Origin of the sequence: Chroococcidiopsis cubana SAG 39.79, from assembly GCF_003991895.1 — a bacterium.
GTDB lineage: Bacteria > Cyanobacteriota > Cyanobacteriia > Cyanobacteriales > Chroococcidiopsidaceae > Chroococcidiopsis > Chroococcidiopsis thermalis.
Map to the genome: position 1 here is coordinate 1 of NZ_RSCK01000135.1, position 12,485 is coordinate 12,485.

Below are 12,485 nucleotides of genomic sequence, written 5' to 3' on the forward strand. Positions count from 1 at the left end.
ATCCCCCTGCCCACCTCTCTGCTATTAACGCTTGTAATGCTTAACACACCTTACTTTTCGCTTTTCTTAGTGCCATTCGAGTCTGGGTGGTATGCCATGCCAGAGATAGAAGTATGTAATCTACTAAAACTAGTATGATGCGTTGCACCCAATCTACACCAATTCCCTTACTTAAGGTTGTAAAGATAGGTGCGCGAAGATCTAAATTAGCGGCTGGAGAAGCGATCTTAACCATCTCTAATTCCTTTCTGAATACGTACTAAGTTCTAGAATTACTATTGTTGAAAACATGCGTAATAGACCTATTGCTTGACTTAATTGCATTACCGTTCTCATAAAGATTTATGAAATTGAATTAATGATTTGGAATCATTTTTTACTTGAGGTAGCATTTTGGTTACTTACTTTTAGTTTGTGCCATCGTACTACCAGAAGCTCGGAGAGCCAACTAAGTAGTACGTGCAATCGTTGACAACTAAGCTATGGCATGAAATCCGTTCTGTTTGTAAGTTTCTTTGTCTTAATAGTCACTACAGTTACTTGAATGTTGAATTTGATACCTTAGCTTAGAGCTAAAAAAGTGAAAAACTTGGAACAAAATCAGACATTATTGATATGGGTTTAATTCCGGGGTTGTGTTGCAAAAATCGGTGCTGAGCAGACATCATATTCTTTTTAGGCAAAATATTTTGTCTTAATGAACCCTAACCATCCCTCTCAGTAGGGACATTTTTAAATGCGAAATTATTCTGCCATGTGTGAAGTCGTAAGTCGTTTGCAACAGGTGTGGCGTTAGAAGCACTCTCCCAACAGAGTAGTGTGCTGAAAGCTTTTTGGGCAAAAACTAGGAAAGCACTTTACTCGTGCTGAAGCACGCCTCTATACTCTAGGTTAGTATCATTAGACCTCCTGCGTGAATACTTGAATTGTCATCCACACGCGAAGCGAAACATCTGGGAGATTCTTCACTACACTGCGTTGCGTACCCTTCGGGAAGGCTTCGCCAACAGAATGACATCCATGATTTTTTGATTCATGCAGGAGGTCTATTGATTGCATCGTTCAGAGCTTAACCCTCTGTCCGGTGCTTGGAAATCACTTCAGATTCCAATTGTTGAAGGTCGTCCTTAGTATCGATATCATGTGGATTACCGATGCGATCGCAACTGACTTCCACAACTGAGTAAACTCGCATCAACTGTCTGGCTCCTTCATCCCCCTCAAGTTTCATGGCATCAAACCACAACGAACGAGCAAGGAGGACGGGGTTGCGCCGAGATCCTTCATAGGTAGCTACAACAAAAGAAGCTCCTTCATGGTATGCAGCTACGAGACGACGATAACAAGCAGCCGTCACGAATGGTTGGTCGGCAAGTCCAATACAGAGAGCATCAATAGATTTATTCGGCTCTAACATCCACAGAGCTTGTTTTAGACTTGAAGCAATTCCACTTTGCCATTGTAGGTTATGTACTATACTCACTCCTGGTAAGGCTGCGGCGGCTACTTGCTGGGAATTGTAACCGACGACAAGTAAAATTGGGGCAAGACCGCTATCATCAGCAGCCTTAAGAGCATAGGAAACTAGCGATCGCCCCCTAAACATTGCTAAAGGTTTAGGAAAATTCCCGCCAAACCGAGAACCTCTACCAGCAGCAAGGATAGCAATAGCAACCTGTCCCATGTCTTACTTGACGTGAATTGATTTTTGTTGGGTCTGAGAAAGCCTACAGCCGCTACGTCCACTCTTAAGCGCGATAACTTCAGCCATAATTGACACAGCCGTCTCTTCTAAAGAGTTAGCACCAATGTCTAGCCCAATTGGGGCGCAAATCCGAGCCAGTTCAGTTTCAGTGAGTCCAGCTTCCTTCAGACGACGAATTCGATCTGCGGTGGCTTTGCGGCTTCCCATCGCGCCAATGTAAGCTGCTGGTGTTCGTACTGCGGCTATGAGCGCAGGAACATCAAACTTAGGATCGTGAGTGAGTACGGTAATAATGGTACGAGCGTCTATCTGGATGCTTTGCAGATACTGACCGGGCGAGTTCACCACGATCTCGTCAGCTTCAGGAAAGCGTGCTGGTGTGGCAAAGCGAGACCGAGCGTCACATACGGTTATTCGGTAGCCTAATATCTTACCTAGCTTGCAAAGCGATCGCGCAAAATCAACAGCCCCGATCGCAATGAAGTGCGGTTGGGGTACAAAGGACTCAATAAAAATTGCCACATCCGCCTGCCCGCATTCGCCGTTAGCACCGTAGTAGCTCAAGTTTTTCCATCCCTGAGTTAACAGCCTTTGAGCGTTACGAGACACCACCTGGTCTAGCTCTGCGTTGCCAAGAGAACCAGCGATCGCACCGCGATCGGTCACTAACATCTTAGCTCCAACATTCGTCCCCTCAACTAACGTACAGAGTGCTATAGGCTGCTCTGATGCTTTGCAGATGGCATCAAAGACAAAATTCATTGGCAGCTCGCTCCCAAAGCACTTTTGCATGAGGGGTTCCACGAAAACTTGAATAGTGCCTCCACAGGTCAAACCAACCACAAAGCCCAGTTCGTCAGCCACTCCATATGTTAATAGCCGTGGCTGATTCAGCGCGATCGCTGCTAGTGCTTCCTCAACGACTGCTCCTTCAACGCACCCGCCACTGATAGAACCAGCGACCTCGCCGCTACTCGATACAGCCATGACAGCTCCAGGTTCTCTGGGACTTGAGCCTTGAGTGCAGACAACAGTTGCTAGTGCCACAGAGTCACCCTGATTCCACCAGCGTTTGATATCAGCAACAACGTTCCTCATTGACTTTTTGCCTTTAGGGGTACATTAGCTGTTCGCGCAATTGGTAAACAGTCATGAGCCGTTACGGTTTCCGGCTTAGCTGTTACAGATTCCATCTGCATTTTTTCTACAGCATTTTTTTCTACAGCATAATGTACGGCGCGAACGGCGTTTGGATAGACACCACAGCGGCAAAAGACACCATCCAGCCAATCTCGAATTTCTGCTTCGCTAGGTTTAGGGTTATTTTGTAATAAATCCATGAGTGACATAATCATAGCTGGCGTGCAGTAACCGCACTGTAGCCCGTGCATGTTCCAGAAACCTTCTTGCAATGCACTAAGTTGACCGTTTTGAGCAACGCCTTCAATCGTCATGACATCGCTACCATCAGCTTGAACTGCTAAGACTGTACAGCTTTTGACTGATACGCCATTCAGCATTACTGTACAAGCACCACACTGTCCCGTATCGCAGCCACTCTTTGTTCCCGTTAGATTTAGAATATCGCGGAGAAAATCTACAAGTAGCAACCGTGGCTCAACATCTGTCGTATACTGTTTGCCGTTGACTTTGATGACAGTTTGCATAAGATTTTGCATAAAATTGTTTTTCTGAAAATGTGTTTTTCTAAAAATGAGACGCAGAAGCGATCGACATAGCAAAACAGCTTTTCGTTCAGCTAACTATCCCTGTCACCGTGTTCTTTGCTGGCTGCCGGAAACGTAAATTAACCAACCACCACCACCATGTATGGGATACTTGCCACCACTGTCCCATCGTAGAATTTTCGTCTAGTTGATTAACTTGCGGGTTTTTAGGTAGTACAAAATAAATGAGATTTGAAGTTTCCTGTAGGGATTGAATCTTCAAATTGGGAGGAAAGACTGCTCCCATTTCTGCTTCAAACGTAGCTTTTGGATTAGATGTAATTCTCTCATGGAAAGCCTCATTTGTCCAAATACGAGCGATCCACAATGCTTGCAAGCTCTCTCTGTAAGCTCTGGCTTTCTCAGCACCGCAAAGATAATAGTATGTCGTCCACCAAGTATGACCCAACATCCACCAAGTAGCAAGTTGTTCGTACCGATACCATTGCTCTTCTGCTCGCGGAGTTGCAGGAATCACAAAGTAAAATGTATCCTCAGGTTCCTCTAAAACTCTAACTTCTACATTCGCAGGAAATGTAATATCTGATTCTCTTTCAAAAACGGCTTTTGGATCGATCAGTATTTCTTGCTTAAGTAATTCATCATGCCAAACACGGTCAATTAGTCGTGCTTGTAAAGCTTCGTAGTAAGGTCCAAAATCTGTAACATTTACATTCGACCACAATGTTCTAACTTGAGGGAATTGAGTTAGAATATCTGTAAAGTTAGTACTTGCTTTCATTGTCTATTCTCGTTTCTCTTCCTTATTTGTAAGGGTGAAACTCTATGTTTTAAATTTATCGGTTAAATTATTTAAGAGCAAGGACTTTTATTTTGTTTAATGTTAGAATTATTTTGCTGTTTATTATTTCTATTTAATGACTATTAGTTAATAAAGTTTTATAAATTAATAGCTTTAAATATAGAGTAAAAATAATTATTTTACTTGTTCTTTGCCCTATAAATCCTATAAAATACCTGTGGAAAAGTTAATTTTGACACATACCAGATACTTAAAAGGTGAGAAATATTAGCATTACTCTCACCTACTTATAAAACTACAACCTTTTAAAACAGACCCTACTGCTTTTGTTGATACCAGTAAAAGTCCACCTACACTGGCTGAGCTACTGGTACAGCTAAAAGTCTAGGGATCAGAATATTACCTGGTTGCTCTAGAATAAATCGAACGCAACGAGCCACATCCTCACTTTGAAGTGGGTTTGGCACCAGCTCGTCATAACCTTTCATCCCACGCGATTTCCAAGAGTCGTACAGGTTAGTAGCAACTGCACCAGGCTCAACTGTGGCAACACCAATACCAGAACCAGCCAACTCCATCCGCAAGGAATCAGTAAAAGCTTCTAAGGCGTGTTTAGTACCGTCATAAACCGCTAACTTGGGAGTCGTTTTCAGTCCAGAAATACTAGACATATTGATGATATAGCCACTACCCTGTTGCTTAAAATGCCGCAGTGCTACGTAGCTCATTCGCACTACAGCCTCAAAATTAATCCGAATCATTTTACACAAAGCTTCGATGTCTGCATCCTCAATTGACATCATATGCATTACACCTGCGTTGTTGATGACAACATCCAGACGACCCAATTTTTCTAAAGCTACATCAACCAAGTGTTGTGGCAATTCAGAATCAGTTATCTCTCCTGGTACGATCGCCGTTTCATTATTCATTTGAGCGGCGAGTTCTGCCAGTTTTTCTGGCGATCGCGCTGTAATCAACAGCTTCATCCCCGCCGCATCTAAACTCTTGGCGATCGCCGCTCCAATGCCGCTACTGGCTCCCGTAACAATTGCTACTTTATTTTGTAAATCCATAGTGGCTCCTTTTACTGTTAACTAAATCAACTGATGCTCATGTAGTGTGCCTACATCTCTTGAGTAGCTCAAAGCAAGCTCTGATTCTTCGTTAGAATGCCTTTCAGCTTAGGGACTAAAAAACACTGACGCAAGGATCGAAATTTCGATGCAAGTTGACAATCTTTTGATTTGACTATCTTGCTCTTATGTGCCAGTGTTTATATTTTCAGTAAATAGAAGCAACTTCTTCATTCGCCTCTAAAGACGGCGGATTATCCTGATCGGTGTATCCTTGACTAATTTCGATAATGTTACCGTTTGGATCGGTAATCCAAACCGATCGCCATCCACTGATAAACTCATCAAAGTTGAGCGGTCCTAGAGAAATTTTGGCATCCTTACCCATTTCTGCTAGCTTAGCATCGACATTATCGACCTGAAAGCCCAGGTGTCGCCAGCCTGGGTAGGCGGGTCCATCGTTACGAATCTGGTAAGCAGGAGATTCTTCCTTTGCTTGAATCAGCTCAAGATACATATCACCCAATTTCAGAAACACAATCTGTTCCTTGCCAAGTGGTGCGACCCGAGCGCGTTGGAAGCCGAAATATTTCGTGTAAAATTTTTCAGTTGCAATTGGATCTTGGCAGCTGATTGCCATCTGAGAAAATTTGAGCCAAGCCATAACTTAGATCCTTACTAAAGCTGGACAAAAACGTATTTATGCGTATGACCCATCGGGATATTGAACGACACCAGCAAAGTGAACGGCAATTTTGCCATCACGCAATACCCAATTATCGTAGAAACTCATTTCACCAACTTCACCGCTAGTGCTGCGAGTTTTGAGACTTTCTACCATCATCAGCGTATTCTCAGTCTCTGCCCACTGGTTGAGCGAGACTTCCAAATCTTCTAAACTGAAGATGCGGCTTTCAAAAAACTCCTTGAGCTGTTGTCGTCCACGGATGTAGAGCGGCTGGCGATTTTCAGTCAGGGTACTAATTAGTAGCAGATCCTCGGCATACTGGTCGAGCAATCCTTCGACATTCTTGGCTTTGATAAAACCAATATGCTCTTTATAGAGCTTACCTAAAGGAGATGCAGGAATTGCTCCGACCTTTCCTGCATTAGCATACGTGCTATCTGGATACTGAATGACTCCAGCAAAGTGAATAGCAATCTTACCATTTTGCAAATACCAATTGTCGTAGAATTCAACATTGCCGACCTCACCGCTAGTGCTGCGAGTTTTGAGACTTTCTACCATCATCAGCGTATTCTCAGTCTCTGCCCACTGATTCAGCGAGACTTCCAAATCTTCTAAACTGAAGATGCGGCTTTCAAAAAATTCCTTGAGCTGCTGTCGCCCACGGATATAGAGCGGCTGGCGATCTTCAGTTAGGGTACTAATTAGTAAAAGATCTTCGGCATACTGGTCGAGCAATCCTTCAACATTTTTTGCTTTAATGAAACCGATATGCTCTTTGTAGAGCTTGCTCATCGGAGACAATAGCAGTTGTTCCATTGGTGTTTTCATAGTAATCCTTTATGCAGGAGATGAGAACGCAAGCAAGTTTTAGGAACAGAGTATGGCTCAGACTAAGCCCAAATCCAAAAACCAAAATGATAAGCAATTTTGCCGTCGCGCATCATCCAAGCATCTCCAGCATTCACTGAACCAAGATCGTTATTGAAATTAGCCTGGAAGAAAATAGTATCTTCAGTCTCAGTAAAATCAAGCGACTTGAGATCGATATGACCGATCGCTTTCATGTATTTATGAAAAAACTGTTTAATGTTTTCACGACCTTGAATTGTAATTGGTGCGGGCATGTCAGCAAAGCCGTTGAAATAGGTGATTAACACAGCGTCTTCCGTGTAATCTCTATCTACCATCTCATCGACTTTTCCGGCTGCGATCGTCTCTAGATGGGTATTGAAAAACTTGCGCCCAGGAGAAATTGTTGAAGTTACCATTGTCTGACCTCTTTTGATTTGCAGTTAAACTGGATTGATGAAATAGTTCGAGAAATTATCTCTTATGACACTCTTCTATTGAAAATTCCACTTCCACCGATCGCGGATGCTGATGATGGAAGTAGAAAATTTTGCCTTAAAGCCGAGCAGACCCCTCATAATAATCAAGAGAGTCTACAATATACGTCTCAATGACTGCTTTTCCTGTCAGAGGCGATCGCTGCACTACCCAAGTTTGGTAAGCATCTAGAGTAATCCGATCGCTTTTTGCTGCTGGTGGATTCCACACACTAGCCTCCCATTTCACCACCACTTTGACATCAGCCTTATCTCCTTTGGGAGTCACTTGAACTTTTTTTAAGGTGTGAACTTCGTCGAAAAAAATACCAATCACGCGCTCGTACCAATCTTTAAATCCATCAAAGCCGTAGACAGTTGCTTCAGGAAAGCACATTTCTGAGCCTTGCTCAGCCAACATGGGGATATATTCCTCAAGTGGTGCGTGAACGTCTAACTTTGAATACCAATCCGCTGCTAATTGCTGTACTTCAACTTGAGATAGAGCTGCGATCTTGCTTAATGTCATGGTTTTTCCTCTCGATGATTATGTAGAAACACTGGTTTGCTATTGACCGCACTTAACACCAATTTTTGAGCCTGCAACCTCATTGGTCAGTACTAAGTCAATTAAGAAGGGTCCATTGTAAGCTAATGCTTTCTGGATGGCTGATTCGATCTCGTCAGGCTGTTCAACCCGTATAGACTGAACTCCCATAGCCCGCGCTAACTCATCAAAACGGATGTCTGGATTGCCTATGGTGAAAGAAATTGGAAAATCGTGTTCTGCAATTCCTCGTTCGCGCCAATATTGCATAATATTGAGCTTGAGTATTTGATAACTGTGATTGTTGCAGATGACAAATTTAGCATCAATGTTGTGATGTGCAGCAGTCCACAATGCCTGAATGGTGTACATACTGCCACCGTCACCAGTGAAACCAATAACCGTCTTATCTGGATTAGCCAGCTTTAAACCAATTGCACCTGGAATACCAACACCAAGGGAACCACCCCGCGTTTGAAAATAATATCCCAAAGTTGTAGGGGGAATGTAACGACAAAGTTCTTCAGAGTTAGTGATTGCTTCATCGAAGATTACCGTATCTGGTGGTATGTGCTGAGCCAAGTCTCGTGTAAAACGCGACAGATGCAAAGGTACTGAGTCGCAGACAGCTTTATCAGCCTCAAGCTGAGCCGTTAATTGCTGCTTTTTAGCTTCAGCTATCCGAATAGATCTTTGAAATGCTTCCTGCTGCTGTTCGGGAGTCATCATTGATTCCAAGGTTGTACCTAGAGCTGCAAGGGTAGTTTTCGGATCGCTCATCAGCCCGAGATCTACTGGGAAATTTTTTGCAATCTCATAACCATTTAAATCAATGTGAATCACTTTTGCATTGGGAGCAAAAGCATCAGAGAGTACAGGAAAGACTTCAGGGAAAACGTAAGTACCGCAAATTAACACTGCATCTGCTTGGGAGGTGATGCGGCGACTAACTTCGCCAAACATATGCCCGAGCAATCCTCCAAATAGAGGATGGGTAGCGCTCATGTTTGGTTCCGATGAATCTGCTCCCCATACTTGAGCGCCAATTAGTTCGGCAACGCGGATTAATTCAGCTTGAGCATCTGAAAAAGCCACGCCGTCACCTACCACAATTAAAGGCTTGGTTGCAGTAGCTAGTATACTTGCGGCTCGTTCGATCTGTTCTGGTTCGGGGGTGACTCGCGCGATTGGGAAAGAAGTTGGGATCGCTTCTTCTTCATTAGGAGCATCAAGGATATCCATTGGCAGGCTAACGAAGACAGGACCCATTGGTGGTGTACCAGCAATCTTAATTGCCCGACGCAAAACTCGTAAAAGAGAAGCAGGATCGACAACCCGCGTAGCCCATTTAGTCACGGGCTTGGCTATGCTCACAAGGTCAGATGCCATCTGAGCATCCATTGCATCGTACATAATGCCTGCTTCACCAGCTAGCACGACTAGTGGCGCATGACCGCGCATCGCTTGGTACATCATGCCAATTCCATTTCCCAATCCAACACCACTGTGTAGTTGCACAATTGTTGGTTTTTTGGTGGCACGGGCATAGCCATCAGCCATACCTACTGCAATCGTCTCTTGCAAGGCAAAGACATATTTGAATTCAGGCTCGTAGTGACTTAAAGCGTCCAGAAATCCCTGCTCGACTGTGCCAGGGTTGCCGAACATGTATTGTATGCCATCTGCAAGCAGTTGTTCTATAATCGCAAAGCGCCCATTTCTGTTAGCCATAATTTTCGTTTTCTTGGGCATAATCTATTTGCTGGTAGCGATCGCGCAGTTATTACAAAGCCAGAAATCGCTTAGAGATTTACCATCCATACCGTCTTAGCCCTTTCTCTAGGACTTCTACTAACTTCTGACCAGTTGTGTAAGAATCTGCGGTAGACCGTCCCGTGATAAATGGATAGTCCACAATTACAGAAATCTCTCTGCCAAAATTACCGTGATATTCTCCATCTGGAGCTGTTGCATCACTGAGGATATACTCTAAGGGATAGGGAGGTGGACCCATATTAAGATCGCTACCAACAAACCCAGTTCCATCTAAGTAGTCATATTCTTTACAGTGACCTGTGACGTGTTTACCTCGAATAATACTCTTGCGTTCTACCAGGTCGCGAGCAAAAGCCAGACAAGTTACGCCATAGCACTCCGCAGCGATCGGTTTACCCAGCTTGTAAAAACCGAGAATCAGGTCATGGACTCTATGGTTGTTGACCAAATCGACGATTGGACCGCTACCACCTACGATCAACAGAGCATCATATTGCACTAGATCCTGCTGCACCTCGTCGATCGCGTTGTTGTAGGCTTCCATTTCTCGCAGAAACTTTTCAGCACTCCAATAAGGGCGATCGGGCAACCATTCTGACAGAATGATCGGATTATCTAGCCGAGGATTCTTTGGATCTTCTAATCGCTTGACTTTCTCCGCCATCTCCTCAGATACGACTGCCCGACCTAAAGGAGGGTCAACGAAAGTAGGATCTAAGCTGGGAGGAAGCGCCACTGGTCTTTTACCAGTCGGAGTTGCAAAGTCAACTTGGTATCCTGCTGCATCAAAGGTTTCCAGAGGACCTACTAGTTCTTCACCCCAGTAGCCGTACTCTGACAGAATTGTCAGTATTTTTCTCATAGAATCATCTCCTGCATGTGAATTTGTTTTTGAAATAGTTAGCTAGCAGCTCTTGCTCTTGCAAGGGGAGTAGCAGTTTTTTTGGTTGAGAAGAGATTTGTCGCTGAGGAAATTTGTTGGATTCGTTCGGTAATAGCGTCTATAAATGGATATACTTCGTGTCGCGATCGACCAGTAACAAGATCGTCATCTACAACTACCCCTGTGGGTGAGGGTTCGTAAATTGCACCAGCATTCATGATGTCTGCAAGCACGACCTCATGACAGATCACTCGTCGTTCTTTAAGTAACTCTGGCATTGGTGTTAATATCCACAATCCGTGACAGAGCGCCCCTTTTACAATCTTAGGATTCGCCATAGCTTTAGCATAAAATTGCACTGCTGGCGAAGTGCGAACTTGTTCGCCACCGATTGGTTGACCCTCAGGTGGTTGGAAGAAACGCAGACGCACGCTGGTGTAATTGGCAGACATGATCACAGCCGCGTAGTCGTTAAGATCGACATTTTGAAAATCGATATCCACTTCTATAGTTCGAGGTGTAGCACCTGTATCTTCATCGCTGAAGAAGCGGACGCTTGGTTGACCCCAAAGCCTAGACATTAAATGCACCGTTGCTTTTAGTTCCGAAAAGCGTTGCTGGTACGCTTCAATTTCTTCAGGAATGAATTCACTTTCGAGAAGAACCGCGATTTTCTTACCTCCAAGGGATCTGGGTATCATGTTAGTTAGATGTCCTTGTTTTGTGCTTATTTATTGACTGGATAATTGTAGCGAGATCGAATGTTTAGTAGTTCAATTTCATTTTATCGAGTACAAAGCTCAGAGGAAACGGTTGAATTTTTGTAGTAAGTTCATATTTTTTTTGACTTTGCTTTGTACTGAGCTTCCATAGAAAATCTCTATTTTTTTGTGAAAGATTTACATTTTTAATAGAGACATATTGCCAGAAATACAGCTACTTATTTTTAACCTTAAATGGAGCTGTATTTAATTAATGCCTGCCGAACACAATACCCTTAGAAGTATTTCTATTGGGAAGAGGGGCGAAATATGCTAATAATCCGGCTAGCACAAAAAGTATTAAAGTAGCTACGATGGGAAATTTGTGAGGTGTCATTATTTGTAGTCAGAAATTTGAAGAATAGAGGTTCGACCGTAAGTTTCAGCGATCTTTTTGAGGCGATCGCGCAGTTGTGGCGTTAAATTAGACTGTTGATATCGCCAACCCCAGTTTCCTACTGCTTTACCAGGAAAATTCATGCGAGAGTTCGTACCTAATCCCAAAATATCTTGAAGGGGGGTAATTGCGCGATCTGCAACAGAGCTTTGCGCCAAGCGAATTAAATCCCAATGAATTTCCTCCGAACTCGTACAACCCAAATAAAACCGGACGGCTGCTCGTGCTTGTTCTGACAACTGGTTAAACCAGCCTACAGTCGTGTCATTATCGTGAGTCCCCGTGTAAACGACACAATTGTGTGAATAACTAAACGGTAAAAAGCGTTTTTCTATTTGCGTGCCGTCGCCAAAGGCAAATTGCAAAATTTTCATCCCAGGAAGTTCAAAGCGATCGCGCAACGCCTCCACCTCGGGTGTAATCGTTCCCAAATCCTCAGCAATAATCGGTAAGTGACCTAGCTTGTCGTTAAGTGCCTTAAAGAAAGCTTCTCCGGGGGCTTCAATCCATTCTCCATTCATGGCAGTGGTTTCGCCTTGTTTCACTGCCCAGAAAGCCTGGAAGCCTCGGAAGTGGTCAATGCGAATTAAGTTTACATAGTGAAGAATGGATCTGAAGCGTTGCAACCACCACTCGAAGTTCTCCCGCTGTAAATTTTCCCAGTTATAGACTGGGTTGCCCCACAGTTGTCCTGTAGCACTGAAGTAATCTGGTGGTGTTCCTGCCATCAGTGCTGGTTCACCTGTCGCTGGATCTAGTACTACAGTTGTAGATAGCTGAGCGATTGGGAAAGGCGACGTTTGTAATGATAAAACTTAGCAATCGCTTGATGTC

The 12,485-nt window shown here is 43.8% G+C and carries 14 protein-coding genes and 1 pseudogene; all 15 read right to left on the reverse strand.

Annotation, left to right across the window (positions count from 1 at the left end):
• Nucleotides 1–40: 40 nt before the first annotated feature.
• The gene (locus DSM107010_RS34205) at nt 41–235 is read right to left on the reverse strand and encodes a hypothetical protein (RefSeq protein WP_241994451.1); all 195 of its coding nucleotides are present in this window, start codon (nt 233–235) and stop codon (nt 41–43) included.
• A 665-nt stretch (nt 236–900) separates the two neighbouring features.
• Nucleotides 901–1,059, reverse strand: coding sequence for a hypothetical protein (locus DSM107010_RS39030; RefSeq protein WP_158631941.1), 159 nt, complete (start codon nt 1,057–1,059; stop codon nt 901–903).
• 10 nt (nt 1,060–1,069) lie between these two features.
• The gene (locus DSM107010_RS34210) at nt 1,070–1,684 is read right to left on the reverse strand and encodes a nucleotidyltransferase family protein (protein WP_015154210.1); all 615 of its coding nucleotides are present in this window, start codon (nt 1,682–1,684) and stop codon (nt 1,070–1,072) included.
• 3 nt (nt 1,685–1,687) lie between these two features.
• On the reverse strand, nt 1,688–2,803 hold the full coding sequence (locus tag DSM107010_RS34215; protein ID WP_106166594.1) for an XdhC family protein: 1,116 nt from the start codon (nt 2,801–2,803) through the stop codon (nt 1,688–1,690).
• On the reverse strand, nt 2,800–3,372 hold the full coding sequence (locus DSM107010_RS34220; RefSeq protein WP_106166601.1) for a (2Fe-2S)-binding protein: 573 nt from the start codon (nt 3,370–3,372) through the stop codon (nt 2,800–2,802). The genes DSM107010_RS34215 and DSM107010_RS34220 overlap by 4 nt, the downstream gene beginning before the upstream one ends.
• Nucleotides 3,373–3,460: 88 nt before the next feature.
• Complete coding sequence (locus DSM107010_RS34225; protein ID WP_106166593.1) at nt 3,461–4,174, reverse strand: NHLP leader peptide family RiPP precursor; 714 nt, start codon at nt 4,172–4,174, stop codon at nt 3,461–3,463.
• 371 nt (nt 4,175–4,545) lie between these two features.
• Nucleotides 4,546–5,271, reverse strand: coding sequence for an SDR family oxidoreductase (locus DSM107010_RS34230; RefSeq protein ID WP_015154214.1), 726 nt, complete (start codon nt 5,269–5,271; stop codon nt 4,546–4,548).
• A 208-nt stretch (nt 5,272–5,479) separates the two neighbouring features.
• On the reverse strand, nt 5,480–5,935 hold the full coding sequence (locus DSM107010_RS34235; protein WP_015154215.1) for a VOC family protein: 456 nt from the start codon (nt 5,933–5,935) through the stop codon (nt 5,480–5,482).
• Nucleotides 5,936–5,971: 36 nt separating this feature from the next.
• Nucleotides 5,972–6,790: a nuclear transport factor 2 family protein gene (locus tag DSM107010_RS40585; RefSeq protein WP_199317086.1), complete on the reverse strand. Its 819-nt coding sequence runs from the start codon at nt 6,788–6,790 to the stop codon at nt 5,972–5,974.
• Nucleotides 6,791–6,852: 62 nt separating this feature from the next.
• Nucleotides 6,853–7,230: a nuclear transport factor 2 family protein gene (locus DSM107010_RS34245; protein ID WP_015154217.1), complete on the reverse strand. Its 378-nt coding sequence runs from the start codon at nt 7,228–7,230 to the stop codon at nt 6,853–6,855.
• A gap of 136 nt (nt 7,231–7,366) precedes the next feature.
• The gene (locus tag DSM107010_RS34250) at nt 7,367–7,816 is read right to left on the reverse strand and encodes a hypothetical protein (RefSeq protein ID WP_015154218.1); all 450 of its coding nucleotides are present in this window, start codon (nt 7,814–7,816) and stop codon (nt 7,367–7,369) included.
• A 39-nt stretch (nt 7,817–7,855) separates the two neighbouring features.
• Complete coding sequence (locus tag DSM107010_RS34255) at nt 7,856–9,565, reverse strand: thiamine pyrophosphate-binding protein (RefSeq protein WP_106166599.1); 1,710 nt, start codon at nt 9,563–9,565, stop codon at nt 7,856–7,858.
• A 79-nt stretch (nt 9,566–9,644) separates the two neighbouring features.
• Nucleotides 9,645–10,472: a type 1 glutamine amidotransferase domain-containing protein gene (locus tag DSM107010_RS34260; protein ID WP_015154220.1), complete on the reverse strand. Its 828-nt coding sequence runs from the start codon at nt 10,470–10,472 to the stop codon at nt 9,645–9,647.
• Between the two features lie 38 nt (nt 10,473–10,510).
• The gene (locus DSM107010_RS34265) at nt 10,511–11,194 is read right to left on the reverse strand and encodes a DJ-1/PfpI family protein (RefSeq protein WP_015154221.1); all 684 of its coding nucleotides are present in this window, start codon (nt 11,192–11,194) and stop codon (nt 10,511–10,513) included.
• A 396-nt stretch (nt 11,195–11,590) separates the two neighbouring features.
• Nucleotides 11,591–12,409, reverse strand: a pseudogene (gene malQ / locus DSM107010_RS34270) (4-alpha-glucanotransferase); the annotation flags it as partial.
• Between the last annotated feature and the right edge of the window lie 76 nt (nt 12,410–12,485).